The sequence below is a fragment of the Acidisoma sp. L85 genome (genome assembly GCF_009765865.1).
Taxonomy (GTDB): domain Bacteria; phylum Pseudomonadota; class Alphaproteobacteria; order Acetobacterales; family Acetobacteraceae; genus Acidisoma.
Genome location: NZ_LMUQ01000025.1, coordinates 18,204 through 35,063, shown reverse-complemented (window position 1 = coordinate 35,063; position 16,860 = coordinate 18,204). Strand labels below are relative to the sequence as shown.

Annotated in this window: 13 protein-coding genes; 10 read left to right on the top strand and 3 right to left on the bottom strand. The window is 62.3% G+C overall.

The features are described from left to right. Nucleotides 1–64 precede the first annotated feature (64 nt). The 4 genes from GSQ83_RS05200 (at nt 65) to GSQ83_RS05185 (ending at nt 6,248) form a co-directional block, all read left to right on the top strand. Nucleotides 65–709: a sensor histidine kinase gene (locus GSQ83_RS05200; RefSeq protein ID WP_158801826.1), complete on the top strand. Its 645-nt coding sequence runs from the start codon at nt 65–67 to the stop codon at nt 707–709. Between the two features lie 64 nt (nt 710–773). Then, nucleotides 774–3,002, top strand: coding sequence for an ATP-binding protein (locus GSQ83_RS05195; RefSeq protein ID WP_158801825.1), 2,229 nt, complete (start codon nt 774–776; stop codon nt 3,000–3,002). Further along, nucleotides 2,999–3,436, top strand: a complete 438-nt coding sequence (locus tag GSQ83_RS05190; protein ID WP_158801824.1) for a response regulator — start codon at nt 2,999–3,001, stop codon at nt 3,434–3,436. The genes GSQ83_RS05195 and GSQ83_RS05190 overlap by 4 nt, the downstream gene beginning before the upstream one ends. Before the next feature lie 31 nt (nt 3,437–3,467). After that, nucleotides 3,468–6,248 carry a PAS domain S-box protein gene (locus tag GSQ83_RS05185; RefSeq protein WP_158801823.1) on the top strand — a complete coding sequence of 927 codons (2,781 nt, stop codon included), beginning with the start codon at nt 3,468–3,470 and terminating at the stop codon, nt 6,246–6,248. Nucleotides 6,249–6,422: 174 nt separating this feature from the next. Here GSQ83_RS05185 and GSQ83_RS05180 read toward each other — a convergent pair whose 3' ends face one another. Continuing rightward, the gene (locus GSQ83_RS05180; RefSeq protein WP_158801822.1) at nt 6,423–7,748 is read right to left on the bottom strand and encodes a dihydroorotase; all 1,326 of its coding nucleotides are present in this window, start codon (nt 7,746–7,748) and stop codon (nt 6,423–6,425) included. Beyond that, nucleotides 7,745–8,725, bottom strand: coding sequence for a glycosyltransferase family 9 protein (locus tag GSQ83_RS05175; RefSeq protein WP_254065510.1), 981 nt, complete (start codon nt 8,723–8,725; stop codon nt 7,745–7,747). Before GSQ83_RS05175 ends, GSQ83_RS05180 begins: the two co-directional genes overlap by 4 nt. A gap of 54 nt (nt 8,726–8,779) precedes the next feature. Here GSQ83_RS05175 and GSQ83_RS05170 point away from each other — a divergent pair, with 54 nt between their 5' ends. From GSQ83_RS05170 to GSQ83_RS05150, 5 genes are all read left to right on the top strand, one after another. Beyond that, nucleotides 8,780–9,850 (top strand): Ppx/GppA phosphatase family protein, encoded by a 1,071-nt coding sequence (locus tag GSQ83_RS05170; RefSeq protein WP_158801821.1) that lies wholly within the window; start codon nt 8,780–8,782, stop codon nt 9,848–9,850. A gap of 10 nt (nt 9,851–9,860) precedes the next feature. After that, entirely contained in the window at nt 9,861–10,559 is a 699-nt protein-coding gene (locus tag GSQ83_RS05165) for an RlmE family RNA methyltransferase (RefSeq protein ID WP_158801820.1), read from the top strand. Nucleotides 10,560–10,979: 420 nt separating this feature from the next. Beyond that, on the top strand, nt 10,980–11,840 hold the full coding sequence (locus GSQ83_RS05160; protein WP_158801819.1) for a hypothetical protein: 861 nt from the start codon (nt 10,980–10,982) through the stop codon (nt 11,838–11,840). A gap of 62 nt (nt 11,841–11,902) precedes the next feature. Then, nucleotides 11,903–12,955, top strand: a complete 1,053-nt coding sequence (locus GSQ83_RS05155; protein ID WP_158801818.1) for an HAD family phosphatase — start codon at nt 11,903–11,905, stop codon at nt 12,953–12,955. A gap of 292 nt (nt 12,956–13,247) precedes the next feature. Beyond that, a complete protein-coding gene (locus GSQ83_RS05150; protein ID WP_158801817.1) occupies nt 13,248–13,814 on the top strand; it encodes an OmpA family protein in 567 nt (188 codons plus the stop codon). Between the two features lie 84 nt (nt 13,815–13,898). Here the strand turns inward: GSQ83_RS05150 and GSQ83_RS05145 are convergent, their stop codons facing one another. Beyond that, nucleotides 13,899–15,404: an arylsulfatase gene (locus GSQ83_RS05145; protein ID WP_158801816.1), complete on the bottom strand. Its 1,506-nt coding sequence runs from the start codon at nt 15,402–15,404 to the stop codon at nt 13,899–13,901. 397 nt (nt 15,405–15,801) lie between these two features. Here GSQ83_RS05145 and GSQ83_RS05140 point away from each other — a divergent pair, with 397 nt between their 5' ends. Further along, the gene (locus tag GSQ83_RS05140; protein WP_216849938.1) at nt 15,802–16,845 is read left to right on the top strand and encodes a TIM barrel protein; all 1,044 of its coding nucleotides are present in this window, start codon (nt 15,802–15,804) and stop codon (nt 16,843–16,845) included. Nucleotides 16,846–16,860 lie beyond the last annotated feature (15 nt).

Below are 16,860 nucleotides of genomic sequence, written 5' to 3'. Positions count from 1 at the left end.
AAGCAGGGCTTCGATTCCAGAACGCTGGGCATTGGAGGCCAAGCATCGTGGATGGGGTCAGGCGATGACAGCTCCGGCCAGCGTCGATACAGGTAACGGCAGTAGCGTGGTCGCGGATCGCCAGGACTTGGTTCGCGAACTTCACCATCGCGTGAAGAACAATCTTCAAATTATCGTCAGTTTAATGAATGTGCAGAAGCGGATGCTGCCGGCGGAGCGGCGCGGCGAAATTCGTTTCCTTGAAGAGCATGTGCAATCGATGGCAGCGGCCTATCGCGTGGTCTATGCCTCCGGCGAACTCGTGAAGGTGCCGATGGATGATCTCATCCGAGAGGTTGTCGCGGGGCTGGTCGAAATCGCGGGAGTGTCGAGCGGTGTGTTGCGTCTGGCCGATTGCGCGGCACACAGCATGATTGATCTTGATCAGGCGATCGCGCTCGGGCTCTACCTTGCGGTCGCGGTACCGCCTTATCTTGACCATGCGAAAGAAATTGGCGGCTTCGTCGCGATATCGACCCGTCCAGGCGAGGGTGAGGTGACCCTCTCGATTCAAGGCGGCTGGGCGGAGGCACTCAAGCTCGACGGGCTGCGTGAGCGGCTGATCGACGGCCATGTGCGGCAGTTGGCGGCTGAGATTCTGCTGCCGCGCAATGGCGGCCGCTTGCAGGTTAGCCTCCCGACCCAGCCAGAAGCCTTGCCATCTCCCTAAACCTGCCCCTCGACACAGGCTGATCGTTGGCGCATTGCCGTGACCTGCGAGAGAGGGGCGGTTGATGATCGGGCCGGACGCCACGGCGAATGACCTCTGCGCGCGGGAGCCAATCCATCAACCTGGATTTATCCAGCCGCATGGCGCGCTTCTCGTGTTGGACCGCAATTCTCTCGAAATCGTCCAGGCGAGCGCCAACGCGACGGCCTTCTTTGGCTATGAGCTAGGTCGCGGCAAGCAGGCTGATGTCTTCTTCTCGGAAAACATCCCCCTTTCTTCGAGACTGCGCGATTGGCTAGCGGGTGGGGAGCTTTTTTACCGTGATCTCGTATTCCTAGCCGATCATCGTTTTCACGTCAGCGGCCATGCTACGGCGCAGGGTATTCTCCTCGAATTTGAAGTCGCGCTGGCGGAGCCGCCGAGGAGTGGTGGATTGCACCACCGCTTGCACCGCTTGCTCGATGTTATCGAGCCCCTGGACAACATCACGCATATCGCCGAGGCCGCCGCCGCCGAGGTGGCGACGCTCTGCGGATTCGACCGCGTCATGACCTATCGCTTTGCCGAGGACGGCAGCGGCGTCGTCCTGGCCGAGGTCTCAGCCGATGGCGAGCGGCGCTACTTCGACCTGCGGTTTCCGGCGAGCGATATTCCTGCCCAGGCACGCCGGCTCTATGTCGCGAACCGCCTGCGGCTCATCACGGACGTCGACTATCGGCCAGTGCCGCTTGACCCGCCTCTTAGCCCTCTCGATGGCAGAGAGCTTGATATGTCGCTCGGCGCGCTTCGTAGCGTCTCGCCAGTGCATCTCGAATATCTGCGGAACATGGGCGTGCGCGCCTCCATGTCCGTTTCCCTGGTGATCGACGGCGAGCTCTGGGGTCTCATTGCTTGCCATCATGACGAGCCGCGCATGATCTCGCCGCGGGTCCGCGCGGCTTGCGAGATGACAGGGCGCGTGGTGGCCCAGCGCATCGGTGTGCGGCTACGCATGGCGGAGGCGGCCGAGCGCCTGGCCTTGTCGCGGACCGGCACGCGGCTGCTCACCTATCTCGCCCGCAGCGAGACCCTCGATGGAGCCTTGGGGCATAGCCCTGAGGCGTGGCTGCATATCGCGGGTGCAGGGGGTTGTGCCGTCCTACTGCAGGGCGCCGTGCAATCTTGGGGGGAAACCCCGCCACGGGAGGAAGTGGCGATTCTTGGTCAATGGCTGCGCGCCCGGCCGGTCGATACCGTGTACGAGACGGACTGTCTTTCGGCCGCCTTTCCCTCCGCCGCGGCCTACAGCGGCCACGCGAGCGGCTTGCTGGCAATCTCGATCTCGCAGCTGCATGCGAGCTACATCATGTGGTTTCGACCCGAGGTGGAGCGCACGCTGCGCTGGGCGGGTGAGCCGAGCAAATCGGTGGAGGGGGGAGGCGAGATACCGCCGACGCTCCATCCTCGCCATTCATTCGCTGAGTGGCGGCAGAAGGTGGCGCAGCGCTCGGCGCCGTGGCGGACCGCCGAGATCGAGAGCGCGCGTGAATTTCGTCATGCCGTCATCGGTCTCGTGCTTCGGCAGGCGGAGACCCGAGCGGGTATGGCGGCGGCGCTGGAGCGGACAAACGCGGAACTCGAATCCTTTTCCTATTCTGTTTCGCACGACCTGCGTGCGCCGTTTCGCCACATCATCGGCTTCGCCGAGCTGCTGGGCCAGCGCGAAGGGAAGCTCGACGCTACCTCGCGCCGCTACCTCGATACGATTACAGATTCCGCGCTGGCAGCCGGTCATCTGGTGGACGACTTGCTGTCCTTTTCGCGCCTCGGCCGTGCTCAGCTCGCCGTCTCGCCGATCGACATGGGTAAGCTGGTGCGCGAGGTTCTCCGCTCGCTCGAGGGCGCTCTGAAGGGCCGGGATATCAACATGGAGATCGGCGATCTACCTCCGACCTTCGGCGATGCCGCCTTGTTGCGCCAAGCCCTTCTCAATCTGATCGATAACGCGGTCAAATATTCTCGCGGTCGCAGCCCCGCTCATATCCTGATCGATGGCAAGACTGTCGAAGGCCGGGCAATCTATCGTGTCGTCGATAATGGTGCGGGTTTCGATATGAGTTATGCCGGGAAGCTTTTCGGCGTGTTCCAGCGCTTGCACGGAGCCGAGCAATTCGAAGGAACCGGTATCGGCCTGGCACTCACAAAGCGTATCATCGAGCGCCACGGGGGAAAGATCTCCGCCGCAGCGCGGCCGGATGAAGGCGCAACCTTCACCTTCGAGCTACCGGCCGGAGCTCTGGGGAATGCCGCATGAGCGAGACTCGTCCCATAATTTTAGTCGAAGACGATGCCCGTGATCTCGAATTAACACTTGCGGTACTGGAACGTTATTCGTTACATAATCCTATTATTGTTGCTCGCGATGGCGTGGAAGCGCTGGACTGCGTGTACCGCAGGAATGCCTTCGCTTCCCGGGCTCCCATGGATCCTGCGGTGATGTTGCTAGATCTTAAGCTTCCGAAACTGAACGGTCTCGACGTTATGCGTATTCTCAAGTCTGATCACGCGAAACGCCATATCCCGATCGTGATGCTGAGCGCTTCCGGCGAGGCATCCGACATTTCCGAAAGCTACCGGATGGGGGGCAACGCCTATGTGGTCAAGCCGCTCGACTTCCAGGATTTCTCGCGCATGATTCATGATTTCAGCGATTTCTGGATCGTTCACAACAGGGCGTCCGGCGGATGACCCCTAGCCGGGAACCATGGTGGAATCAGCCTTGCACCAGGTAAGGGAAGTCTGCGCCCCCACGATCCTCCTGCTGGAGGATAGCAACATCGATGCGGAGCTGATTACGCTGCAACTCGAGCGCACGGATCGCCGCTTCTTGATTGTCCGGGCGACTGAACGGGCGAGCTACGTAGCGCGCCTTGGTGACGCGGACGTGGTGCTGGCGGATTACTCGGTGCCCGGTTTCGAAGGCATGGAGGCGCTCGACCTCTGCCAGGACAGGGCGCCGGACACCCCCTTCATTTTCGTCTCCGGTGTGATCGGCGAGGAGTTCGCGACGGACGCGCTGAAGCGCGGCGCCACGGATTATGTGGTTAAGCATCGCCTCAATCGACTGCCGGCGGCGCTCGACCGCGCGCTCAATGAGGCCGACGAACGCCGCCGTGCCCGCCTCGCTGAAGGCCGACTGGGCGAAAGCCAGCGGCGCCTGCAAGCGACTGTCGATAACGTGCAGGTCGGCATTCTGGAGGTCGAGCCGGTTACCGGCATCATCCTGCGCGCTAACCCCGCTTTGCATCGCATGCTCGGCTATGGCGACCAGTCGTTGGTCGGGCTGCAGGCCACCTCCATCCTGCTTGACGGAGAAGGCAGGGAGTCGGCTGCCAAGACACCGCCCGCCGGTACGCGCGTCGTCCGGCAGGAGAAGCGATTGGTCGGCCAAGCGGGGAAGGTGATTTGGGCCGACATGTCTTCGGTCTTCGTGGTGGGCTCCGGCGCGGCGCGTGGCTATGTGCTGACGTCCATCCTCGACATCACCAACCGCAAGCATACCGAGGAGGCGTTGCGGGAGAGTGAACTCAAGCTGCGGCTGGCGGCGGAGGCGGCGCGGCTCGGAAACTGGGAGTTCGACCCTCGCAATGGCCGCCTGGTCCTAGATGAACGATGCCGCTCACTCTGTGGATTTTCCTCGGACGAGCCCGTCGACTACCAGACCTTCATCCGTCGCTGCCACTTGGACGATCGTCCACGATTGCGAACGGCTATTGCAGAGGCATTGCGGGCGGGAAGTTCGGGCCGGCTCGCCCAGGAATTTCGCACGATCACGCGGGAACGGCGCCTCTTCTGGCTCGCCATCCTGGGGCAGGCCGTGATGGAAAACGGCATCAGCACGCGCTTTGTGGGGTTCCTCCAGGACATTACTCGGCAGAAGCGCACCGAGGAGGCGCTTCTGCGCTCGAACGAGGTGCTGGAGGCGCGTGTCTTGGAACGGACGCTGCAACGCGACCGCACCTGGCAGCTATCGCGAGACCTTATGATGGTCGCTGATCCGCAATTGGTGCCCGTAGCGGTCAATCCTGCCTGGTCCGCGATTCTCGACTGGACCGAAAGCGAGCTGTTCAAGCTTGGCATTATCGAGCTGTTGCATCCCGACGACGAGGGTGTCGTGCAGGAAGAGTTGCAGCGACTGCGCAAGGGGCTGACAACGCAGAGTTTCGAGGCGCGGCTGCGTCACCGGGACGACAACTATCGCACAATTTCATGGACCTGGGTGCTGGCCGAAGGCTCGATCTACGCCGTGGGTCGAGATGTCACCGACGAAAAGCTTGCCCATGACCGTCTGCGCCAAGCGCAGAAGATCGAGACGATCGGCCAACTCACCGGGGGTGTAGCACATGATTTCAACAATCTGCTGACCGTGATCGTAGGCAATCTCGAGAGTGTCCATCGCCATCTGCGCAAAATGCCGGATGGGCCGGCGGCGGTACGGATCGAACGGGCCGCCGAGAATGCGATGCAGGGAGCCCAGCGGGCGAGCGTGCTGACGCAACGTCTGCTGGCATTCTCGCGCAGACAACCGCTGCGGCCGCGGTCCCTTGACCTCAACAAGCTCATCAGCGGTATGTCGGATCTGCTGATACGCACGCTGGGTGCGCATATCACGATCGATGTCGTTCCTGCGTCGGATCTTTGGTTCGCCATGGCTGATCCGAACCAACTCGAGAACTCCATCCTCAACCTGGCCGTCAATGCGCGGGATGCGATGTCGGGCGGTGGACGGCTCACGATCGCGACCGCCAACATCACGCTGGATCGTAGCCAGACACTACAGATTCCGGAACTTCCTCCCGGCCAATACGTGACGGTCGGCATTTACGATACTGGTTCCGGGATGTCGGCGGAAACCATCGCGCGCGCTTTCGAACCGTTCTTTACCACGAAGGATGTCGGCCACGGCACAGGGCTCGGGCTGAGCCAGGTCTATGGCTTCGTCAAGCAATCTGGCGGCCATGTCCGCATCACGTCCGACCTCGGCCAAGGCACGCTGGTGCGGATTTATCTGCCGCGCGAAATGACGATCGCCGAGGAAGCGGACGGCGGTTCCGCGGCGCCCATGGCCGCGCCGGGGAGCGAGGGAAACGAGATGATCCTTGTTGTCGAGGACAATGAGGAGGTGCGTGCCTATTCGGCAAGCGTGTTGCAGGAATTGGGATACAGTGTGGTCCAGGCGGCGAACGGCGCCGCGGCCCTGCAGGCGCTGCGCCATAACAGTGAGATCAGGTTGCTTTTCACCGATGTCGGGCTGCCTGAAGGCATGAATGGTCGCCAACTGGCCGATGCCGCACGGGACGAATGGCCAGAGATCAAGGTGCTATTCACCTCGGGCTATGAGGACGGCGCTGTCACGCGGGATCATCGCGTCGAGGTTGATGTCGACCTCATCAGCAAGCCTTTCTCCTACCAGGATCTCGCGGAACGCGTGCGCGCGGCGCTCGACAGCCGGCGCGCCGGCGATACGCCAAGCCGTTTTCGGATAGGACCGTCGGCTTAGTGCGTGATTTCTTTGGGTTTGAACCATTCTCAATCCACCACGCCATGCTCGGCGAAGGCCGGGCATCCACGCCTTTATTGCATCACGAAGGCAAGGCGTGGTTGGCACGCTTTCACGTGCCAGGACGGATCTTTGGATCGCGGCTCAGCATTAGATCATCACGATCATCACGCTCTAACCCATGAATTTCGTCAGCCGGCCGGCCGGCTCGCCGAGCACCTCGTCATCGCGCATGACCATCTGGCCGCGGATCACTGTGGCGATCGGCCACCCTGTCACTTCCGTGCCCGCGAAGGGCGTCCAGCCGCAGGGGCTGACTATCCAGCTGTCCTCGATGCGGCGGCGGCGCTTCATGTCGACCAGGGTGAAGTCCGCGTCGTAGCCACGCGCGATGCGGCCCTTGCCGACGACGCCATAGACCCGTGCCGGACCCGCGCACATGAGATCGGCGAGGCGCGAGAGCGAGAGCCGTCCGGCCGAAACATGGTCGAGCATCATCGGCACGATGGTTTGCACGCCCGTCAGTCCGGCGGCGCAGAGGGGCCAGGGCCTTTCCTTCGCAGCGCGAGAATGCGGCGCGTGATCCGATCCAACCACATCCACGAGCCCGTCTCGCACCGCGGCCCAAGCGGCATCGACGTGACGACGGTCTCGGATCGGCGGATTCATCACGGCGTAGGGACCCAGCCGGTCATAGGCGTCGGGCGCCCATTGGGTGAGGTGGTTGAGCAGCACCTCCACCGTGGCGATGTCGCGATAGTCGTGCAGGTAGTCCAGTTCCTCCGCCGTCGAGACATGCAGAATATGGGCGGGCCGCCCGGTGCGGCGGGCCAGCGCCATGAGGCGGCGGGTGCCGAGGAACGCCGCCTCGACATCGCGCCACTCGGCGTGGCTCGCATAGGGCATGCCCTCATGGAAGAGGTGCTTGCGGTCTCGCAGGCGATACTCGTCCTCGCTGTGATAGGCGATGCGGCGGCGGCCGGTCCGCATCACGCGTTCTAACGTTTCATCATCCTCGATGAGCAGGTCGCCGGTGCTGCTGCCGGCGAAGACCTTCACGGCGCAGACGCCATCCGAGAGTTCCAGCTCCGCTAGGCCGTCGATGGTCGGCCTTGCCGCGCCGACATAGAGGCCGAGGTCGCACCAGGACCGCGTCGCGGCGAAGTCCTTCTTTGTCTGTAGCCTTTCTGGCGTGGTGATCGAGGGGTTGCCGTTGGGCATGTCGAAAACCGCGCAGAGACCGCCGAGCACCGCGCCACGGGTGCCCGAGGGAATGCTCTCGACATCCGCCTGTTGGGGGTCGCGGAGATGCGTATGGGCGTCGATGAGGCCGGGCAGGACGTGCAAGCCTGTCGCGTCGATGACTTCACCGGCCTCGGCGGCTGAGGTGACGCCGATACGAGCGACGCGGCCGAGGTTGACGCCGATATCGACTCGTTCCTCGCCCCAGGGCAGCACCACGATGCCGTTGCGGATGATGAGGTCGTAGAAGTCGCTCATGCCGGGAGTCCGCTTTCATCCTGGAGGAGGGCGAGGGCCGCATCGCGCGCGGCCTCCACCGTCAGAGCCGTCATCGGTGCTTGCCCAACTGGGCCGGGGGCTACCACAAAGCGCGCGTGGCGGCCGGAGGGTGCGTATTCCTCGGCTGGAGAGGGACCGAACAAGCCAAGCGTCGGCACACCTGTCGCGGCCGCTAGGTGCATCAGGCCGGAATCATTGCCCACGAACAAGGTGAGCCGGGCGAGGCAGGCCGCCGCTTCGGGAAGCGTTAGTTGGCCGGATAGGTCGATCACCTCTGGGAGTGCCGCAGTAACCGGACGGCTGAGAGCGGCTTCTGCCTCGCCCGGCCCGGCGAAGATGACGGGCCGGGCGGTTGCCAGGCGTCGGGTCCGCAGTTCGTGGAACAAGGCAACGAAGCGCTCCGGCGGCCAGACCTTGCCGGCCCAATTCGCGGTCGGACCCAAGCCGATGAGTGGCACATTTCCCGGCAGCAGGACGTTGGCACGGGCGCGATCGGCCTCCGACGTCCAGGCAACGGGCAGGGGTGGCGGATGCAGCCCGAGACGGTCCGCGAGGTGCTGGAGACGAAGGCCGGGGCGGCGCCCGCCAAGCCGCCGTCCGCCGAGCAGCACGATGCGCTGCCGCGCCATCATGAACCAGGCTGTGGTCGAGCCGCGAAGGTCGATCACGAGATCCCATCGCCGCCGCACGACCTGCGCCCAGAGCGCGAACCAGTGTCCATCCCGCTTCCGCTTGGGCATGAGGATAAGACCGTCCAGCCCCGGCATGCGCTCGAAGATACCTGCGGCGAGAGGTCCACAGGCTACGGTGAAGCGCGCCTCGGGCCAGCGGCGGCCGAGATAATCCAGCAGGCCCGTGCTGATGACCGCGTCGCCGATGCGGGTGGCGGTGATGAACAGAATTGTTCCGACCGGCCGGCTCTCATCCAGTGGGGCCGAGGGGTTAAAGATTTGCAACTTGCCGTCCTTATGAGCCGGGCGTGATTATGACCCATGGCGGCGAGTATCTCCATGAACGGCGCCGAGCTAGGCGTTCCGACAGTCTACCGGCGTCCTCCGCCGCCGATTTTTGGCGCCATCGACCTGGGCACCAATAACTGCCGCCTCATGCTCGGCGTGCCGAGCAGCGCCGGTTTCCGGGTGATCGAGAGCTTCAGCCGCGTCGTCGGCCTTGGCGAGGGTTTAGCGGAGACTGGGCGGCTGGCGGATCCCGCCATGCAGAGGGCGATGGACGCCTTGCGCTCCTGTGCCGGCCGTCTTTCCCGGTATCGCCTCGCTGGCCTTACAGCGGTCGCGACGGAAGCCTGCCGCCGCGCGCTGAACGGGGCCGATTTCCTCGCCCGTGTGCGGGTCGAGACCGGCATCGACATACGTATCATCTCGGCGCGGGAGGAGGCGGAGCTGGCGCTGGAAAGCTGCTCGCCACTGCTCGCCGGCTGCGGCAGCCGTGCGCTGATCTTCGATATCGGCGGCGGGTCGACGGAGCTTGCCTGGGTGCGACTCGACGCGGGCGGCATGCCCCCGGCGCTCATCGGCTATATCTCGCTGCCCTTCGGGGTCATGACTTTGGGCGCCTGCACGCCCTATTCCTGCTTCACCGAGGCCGGCTTCGACGCAATGGTCGATGTGGTGGCAGAGCGGTTGTGGCGGTTCGAGGACGTCCATCGCATCGGCCTCGAGATGCATCATTCGAGCGTCCGCCTTCTCGGAACCAGCGGCACCATCACCACCGTCGCAAGCATTGCGCTGAAGCTGCCGCGTTACCGGCGACCCTTGGTCGATGGTGTCGTTCTGGCGGGCGAGGTGGCGGATGAGGCCGTCGCTACCCTGCGCGGCATGGACCGCGCCGCCCTCGCCGCACATCCCTGCATCGGCAACGACCGAGCCGATTTCGTGCTTCCCGGCTGCGCGATTTTCGCGGCGATCCGGGAGGTTTGGCCGACCGCAGAGGTGGGCGTCGCCGATCGTGGCTTGCGCGAAGGCATGCTGCTGCGCCAGATCCGTCGCCGGCGGCGGCAGGGGGATCGGCGCGCCAAGGGGCCAGTCGGTCTCGACCCCTGCATCGTTCCGCCACCCGGCTGAGAGGCGACCGATGGCAGTTGGAAGTGGACGGCGTGGAGGCGGCAGCCCTTCGGCCGGTTCCGGAAGGGCGCTCACCGTCACGCTGAAAAAGTCGGCCAAGCGTAGCGTCGCCTCGCAGCGCTGGCTGACCCGGCAGCTCAATGACCCCTACGTGAAGGCAGCTCAGGACCAGGGCTGGCGGTCGCGCGCGGCCTTCAAGCTCATCGAGCTGGACGACCGCTTCCATATCCTGGGCGCGGGTGCGCGGGTGCTTGACCTTGGCGCGGCACCCGGCGGGTGGACGCAGGTGGCGCTGGATCGCGGGGCGGCGGCGGTGGTCGGGATCGATCTGCTGGCGATCGAGCCGATAACCGGCGCGCATCTCATCCAGGGAGATGCGACCGACCCGGAGTACCAGGCCCGCATCATCGAGCTGCTGGGCGGCCGGCCGACTTTGGTGCTGTCGGATATGGCGCCCAATACTTCGGGCCATGCGGCGACCGACCATATCCGGATCGTCACCCTTGCCGAGCTGGCGCTGGAACTGGCTTTCGAGATGCTGGAGCCCGGCGGCGCTTTCGTGACGAAGCTATTCCAGGGTGGTGCCGAGAAGCACTTGCTGGACCCGCTGAAGCGCCGTTTCGCCACCGTCCGGCACGCCAAGCCGCCCGCGAGCCGCAAGGAGTCGAGCGAGCTTTATGTGGTGGCGACGGGGTTCCGGGCGGGCTAACGGGCGCGGGTCATTTCCGTTTGGTGACAACCGCGCGGCGATAATCTTCATCGATTGTCGGGCGCCCTGCGCCGTGCATGACACGGTGCCCGCCGGATCCGTCAATATTTTTGCCAGTTGGTATTAATGCCGCTTGGCTGAAGCTTCGTCCCTTTCCATCGCAGCGCCCTGACGACGGCAAGATGGACGAGTCGTGGCCAGCATTTACTGCCGTCCGGCTGTTTTCATTGTGAAAAATGATGCGGCTGCAAAGATCGGCCTGAACGAAGTGCGGCCGCGCTGCACCGAGCTTGCGTCGAACGAACTCTCCAATATCCGCATGAGTATCAAGGCGAGTTCATGCTCGCGAAGACGAGATCGGCTTGATGGATGGCGCAACACATGCGCAACTGTGCCATGCATCCACCGAGGGAACGTTCGTTGAGAGACCGAATTCCGCTTACGGCAGCGCTTTGCGCCGCCGTATTTGGCCTGTTCCTTTTCGCTGCCGGCGCGGCGCGCGCACAGCTTTTTTCGATCAAGGACGGCTACGCGGAGGACGGCCGGTATCAAGTCCAAACGGAACTAGTACCCTATCTATGGCTGCCCGCGATCAGCGGAACGATTCATACGGGCTCGTCCAGGCTGGGGAGCGTCGATGTTGATTCCGGTTTTCCGACCCCGGCCGATCTAGCACATAGTCTGCACGCGGCTTTCATGGGCAGTGGCCTTGTCCGCTACGGGCCCTGGTCGGCCGAACTCGACATGCAATATGTCGATGGCAGCCAAAGCGCGACCGTGGCGACAGGCCGGTTCGGCAGAAGAGAGCTTCGCGCCAATGCTTCACTTGTGCTGACGCGCATAGCGCCAGGATTTGGCTACAAAGTCTATTCGGGCGATCTGTTGGGCGTGCCGATCATGGTCGATGCCCGCGCCGGCTTCGCTTACATAAATTCAGCGGAGACCGTTACGGGAGAGGGTCCGTTGCATGCCAGCGGCGGGAATAACGGTAGTTTTGTGCAGCCATGGATTGGCGGCCGCGTGACCTTCGTGCCTTCTCCCCGCTGGCGAGTCGAGGTTGCTGCGCTGGCGCAAGGCCTTGGTGTTGATGACAATTCCTGGGGCTGGGGCGCTTCGGTCGTGGGTGCCTATGCCATGACAAGGCTGGTGGATTTGGAGTTCGGCTTTCGCGCGATCGAAAGTTCAAGAGGTCAGGGCAGTGGCAGCCTGCGCAATTCCGCAGATAGATCGTTCTCGGCGCTCACCTACGGGCCAGTCGTCGGAATCGGCTTTCGCTTCTAGAGCAGGTGACCGCAGCGTATTCGCGCTAGCTCATTCTCGGTTGCGAGCCAAAGAGAACCGCCATGAGATATTTCGCCGTTCCGGCTGACTTCCCACGACGGGCTTTGTTGGCCGGCTTATCGGTGCTGTCCTTTGCGACAATCGCCGCCCGGAAATTCGCATGGGCTGAGGCCGCGGCCGATCCCCTACCCTCATGGAACGAGGGACCGGCGAACGATGCCATACGGGATTTCGTGCGAGCGACGACGGACAAGGGGAGCCCGAATTACGTTCCGCCGGAAGACCGCATCGCCACATTCGATCAAGATGGCACCTTGTGGGTAGAGCATCCGCTTTACACCCAGGCCATGTTCGCATTCGACCGTGTGCATGCTCTGTCTGCGCGGCATCCCGAATGGAGATCGGAAGAGCCATTCAGGGCGGTGCTCAACAATGATATGGCTGCCGTGGCGCATTTCGGCGAGGCGGACTGGGCGAAGATCCTCGCCGAGACTCACACGGGCATGAGTCAGGCGGATTTCCGGGCAATCGCCGAGCAGTGGCTAGCGACTGCGAAGCACCCGAGATACAACCGACTTTACACCGAGCTGGTCTATCAACCCATGCTCGAAGTGCTGCAATATTTGCGGGCTAACCAGTTCGAGACCTACATCGTCACCGGCGGAGGGCAGGACTTCGTGCGCGCCCTCAGCCAGCGCGTCTACGGCATTCCGGCGCAAGAGGTCATCGGGTCCAGTATCGCGACGACCTACGTGGTCAAGAACGGCCGGCCGGAACTGATGCGGATGCCGAAGTTGTTTTTCGATGACAATTTCGGCGGCAAGGTGGTCGGAATCGATCTCTTCATCGGCAAGCGCCCCTACGCCGCTTTCGGCAATTCCACCGGTGACCGCGAGATGCTGGAATGGACGGGCGCGGGGGACGGGGCGCGGCTGAAAATGCTCGTCCATCACGACGACGCGGACCGCGAATATGCTTACGGGCCGGCGGGAGGGCTGCCGGATACCAAGGTCGGTACATTCCCGCAGTCCCTTATGGACGAGGCCAAGGCTCGCGGCTGGACAGTCATTAGCATGAAAAACGACTGGAAGCGCATATTCCCATCGACCAAATGACGCGGCTCCGTTGGCGATGGTGCGTGCCGAGACGCCGCTTCTGGACGGGCGCAGTCGGATAAAGAGTTCTGCGGCGAGCCTGAGTGCCTTCGACGCGGCAGAATTGTCCGGAGTTGCACATCGCTTGGCCGTGATAGTTTTATATTTATACCGAAACAGCATAGCGCAGGTCGATCTCTCCGCTTAAGCTCAGAGCCGGAAACGAGCCGGCCGGAAGTCTGGCGGGCTTTCCTTTGCTCACTCCGAGTCCACAGCCTTTGCTGTACATTCAAGAAAAGAGGCACTGAAGCCCATGAACACCATATTGAAGCGCGGAATTCCCTTCGCGCCATTGCTCGCCGCATTACTGCTGGCGGGATGCGGCGTCTCTGAGAGCAAATACGATGCGCTCCAGGCCGAGAATACGCAGCTCCAGCAGCAGACAGCGACGATGTCGCAGCAAATCGCCACCGACAAGGCGCAGATCAGCCGGTTGCAGGGCGCCATCAAATATACTGTGAACAGCGATCTGCTCTTCTCGCCGGGCGGCTGGCAGATGAGCGAGCGTGGTAAGCACCTCATCGCCAAATTGGCCATGAAGCTTGCTCCATCTCAGGAGAATAAGATCGTCGTGAATGGCTACACGGACAATACCCCGATCGGTCCGGCGCTGCTGAAGCAGGGCATCACGACCAATCAGGAGCTTTCGCAGAAGCGCGCTGAAAACGTCATGCAGTTTATTGTCTCGCAAGGCGTGAAGCCGGAGCTGATCTCGGCGCAGGGCTTCGGAGATGCCGATCCCGTCGCATCGAACGACACGTCGCAAGGGCGGGCGAAGAACAGGCGGGTTGAGCTGACGCTCGGCACACCTGCGGCCTAGCCGCGGAATACTTAGCGACTTAGAAGTCACATTTGATAGCGACGTCTCTCGGACAGCAGCCGCTGGACGAGAGACGCCTGTTAGTCAGTGGCTGCCGCCTCCGTGCTGCGCCAGCTTCTCCATCACCTGGTCGATCGAGAAACTTGCCGCCTTTTGTCTCGGCGGATAGTCGACAAATGTACTCAGGAAATTGCCAACGATCCGCTGCGCCGGAACAAACAAGTATATGTGGTTGATCATCCAATCGTAATAGGTGTTCGACGTGATGTCGGCACGCTCATAGGGATCGGTGCGCAAATTGAATAGCTTGGGTACGCGCAGCTGGACCATGGGCTCGGCCCAGATGAGGAGAGTGCCGGCAGCCCGCTGCTCCAGGAAGACGAGCTTCCAATTGTCGTAGCGGAAAGCCATCAGGTCGCCATCGTCGGAAAAGTAGAAATACTCCACGCGAGGCGACTTCTCGGCTTCACCTTTGAAGAACGGCAGGAAATTGTAGCCGTCGAGATGCACCCGATAGGTTTTAGCCCCTACCTGATACCCCTTTAGCAGCTTCTCCTTGATATCCGGATCTCCCGCAGCTGCCAGCAGTGTCGGCATCCAGTCGAGATTCGAGACGATTTCGTTGCATTCGCTGCCGGGCTTCGTGACGCCGGGCCAGCGCACCAGCCACGGGATGCGAAACGCGCCTTCCCAGTTGGAATCCTTCTCATTGCGGAAAGGCGTCATGCCGGCGTCCGGCCAGGAATTCATATGCGGGCCGTTATCCGTTCCGTAGATGACGATGGTATTGTCCGCGATTCCGAGATCGTCGAGCTGCTGAAGCAATTCGCCGACCCATTTGTCATGGTCGATCATGGCATCATGGTATTCGGACTGCCACCGACCCGACTGGCCGAGGCTCTCGGGTTTCGGGTGGGTACGGAAATGCATCTTCGACGAGTTCGTCCAGACGAAGAACGGCTTGTCGGCTTTCACATGGCGGTCGATGAAATCCCTTGTCTTGGCGCCGATCTCATCGTCGATCGTTTCCATCCTCTTGGCGGTCAACTGCCCGGTATCGTCGATGGTCTGGCTGCCATCCCCATTGGATTTGCAGTGGAGCACGCCTCGAGGCCCAAACCGCTTGGCGAATTCCGGGTAATCCTGTTCGTTCGGGTAGTCGCGCTGTTCAGGCTCCTCGCAAGCATTGAGATGATAGAGGAAGCCGAAAAACTCATCGAACCCATGCTGCGTCGGCAAGAATTCGTCCTTGTCGCCGAAGTGGTTCTTCCCGAACTGCCCGGTGGCATAACCGAGCGGTCGCAGCAACTCGGCGAGAGTCGGGTCTTCCGGCCGTAGTCCGAGATCCGCGCCGGGGAGCCCAACCTTGCTCAAGCCGGTGCGAAATACGCTTTGCCCCGTAATGAATGCGGATCTCCCGGCAGTACAGCTCTGTTCGCCGTAGCTGTCAGTGAAGATCATTCCTTCCTTGGCAAGCCGATCGATATGCGGCGTGCGGTAGCCCATGAGGCCGCGACTATACGCGCTGATATTGGTCTGCCCGATGTCGTCGCCCCAAATCACGAGGATATTTGGCTTCCGGTCTGTCACCGCTTGCCCCTTCTGGTTATGTCGACGCGCTTAAAGCGAACCACCCGCAGGTGTCCTCCGGATCACCACCATTTCTGCCACATGGCCCGATAGAGCGAAAGAGACACCTGCAGCGGACAACTGAAGGCTGCGTGCCGTCGATAGACGCCAGCGCGGCCTTCGCAAAGTAAGCATGGTCGATGCCATCAATGTTGCGGTGCGGCGAACTACTAACCAACGCTGCCAGCGAGGATGCTTGACCGAGAGAGCGGATCGTCATCAAATGGTCGCTACAGCCGGGCAGCAAAGGTGGTTAACGGGATGGCGATTGACCATTCTATCCACTGAGGCTCGCCTGCCGATACTGTCCAGAGTGCTTGCGACGAGCCGGCCATGAAGAGCCGGCAGGGAGGATGGATTGCGAAACAATTTCCCGAAAATGCACAACGCAATGTGGCCGGGAATCGTCGGCAAGGGGCCGGGCGCGGAGCCCTTCATCGCATTCGAGACATTGTTGGACCTCACCGCGGCGACGGAGGTAGACGGGCAGCGGTTCGATGGCGTCGATCTTTTTTTGGCCGAGCCACATACCAGCATCGATTCCACGGACGACGATCTCAAGCGGCTTGCCGACCAGGTCGCTTCGAAAGGGTTGGTGATTGGCTCGCTGGTGGCGCCGGTCTGGCCGCCGGTCGGTGGTGGCTCGGCGGCCGGCAATGCCGAGGAGCGCGGCCGCTTCGTGCAACAGGTCGAAAAGGCCTGCAGCATTGGTGAGAGGCTGAACAGGCTTGGTATTCGGCCGAGCGGCGTCATTCGCATCGACTCCGCCGCCAGCGTCACGGATTGGGAGAAGGATCCGGCGGGCAACACAAAACTCATCATCGACACATTCCAGCGTGCCTGTGACGTGGCCGAGACCCATGGCGAACGCCTTGCTGCGGAAGGTGAGATCTGCTGGGGCGGGATGCAAAGTGTGCGAACGATGCTGGAAGTTCTGGAGGGCGTCGGGCGGCCGGAGCGGCTCGGTTTTCAGGCCGACATGGCCCATACGCTGCTCTACACCCTAGGCGTCAATGCGGAGGCCGACCGTCTTCTTCCCGCGAATTTCACCTGGGACGACCAGGACGCCTGGCAGGCGGCGCTGAAGCGAATGACGGATGCGCTGCGGCCTTGGACGCTAGACTTTCACGTTGCGCAGAATGATGCGACGGTGAAGGGGACTGGTTCGCACGACAAGACCGGCCGCCATTGTCTGCCTGATGATCCGAACGGCAAACTCGATCCGGTAAAGGATTCCGCGCCCTGGCTCCGTGGCGCGGATGGGCAGCTGACCAAAGCGTTCCAACATATTTGTTGGGATGGCTGCATGTTTTCCAATGATGTCATGCTGCTGCCCCAAACATGGGAAGAAATCCTTGGCGCGATGCTGAAGGTTCGCGACGCGCATGGTTGGCGGCAATAGCGGCGGGTAGGCAGC

What these genes read in the sequence shown, in the direction of transcription:
- GSQ83_RS05200 (WP_158801826.1), top strand. Translation starts at nt 65, where the DNA reads ATGACAGCTCCGGCCAGCGTCGATACAGGTAACGGCAGTAGCGTGGTC.
- GSQ83_RS05195 (WP_158801825.1), top strand. Translation starts at nt 774, where the DNA reads ATGATCGGGCCGGACGCCACGGCGAATGACCTCTGCGCGCGGGAGCCA.
- GSQ83_RS05190 (WP_158801824.1), top strand. Translation starts at nt 2,999, where the DNA reads ATGAGCGAGACTCGTCCCATAATTTTAGTCGAAGACGATGCCCGTGAT.
- GSQ83_RS05180 (WP_158801822.1), bottom strand. Translation starts at nt 7,748, where the DNA reads ATGAGCGACTTCTACGACCTCATCATCCGCAACGGCATCGTGGTGCTG.
- GSQ83_RS05170 (WP_158801821.1), top strand. Translation starts at nt 8,780, where the DNA reads ATGAACGGCGCCGAGCTAGGCGTTCCGACAGTCTACCGGCGTCCTCCG.
- GSQ83_RS05165 (WP_158801820.1), top strand. Translation starts at nt 9,861, where the DNA reads ATGGCAGTTGGAAGTGGACGGCGTGGAGGCGGCAGCCCTTCGGCCGGT.
- GSQ83_RS05155 (WP_158801818.1), top strand. Translation starts at nt 11,903, where the DNA reads ATGAGATATTTCGCCGTTCCGGCTGACTTCCCACGACGGGCTTTGTTG.
- GSQ83_RS05150 (WP_158801817.1), top strand. Translation starts at nt 13,248, where the DNA reads ATGAACACCATATTGAAGCGCGGAATTCCCTTCGCGCCATTGCTCGCC.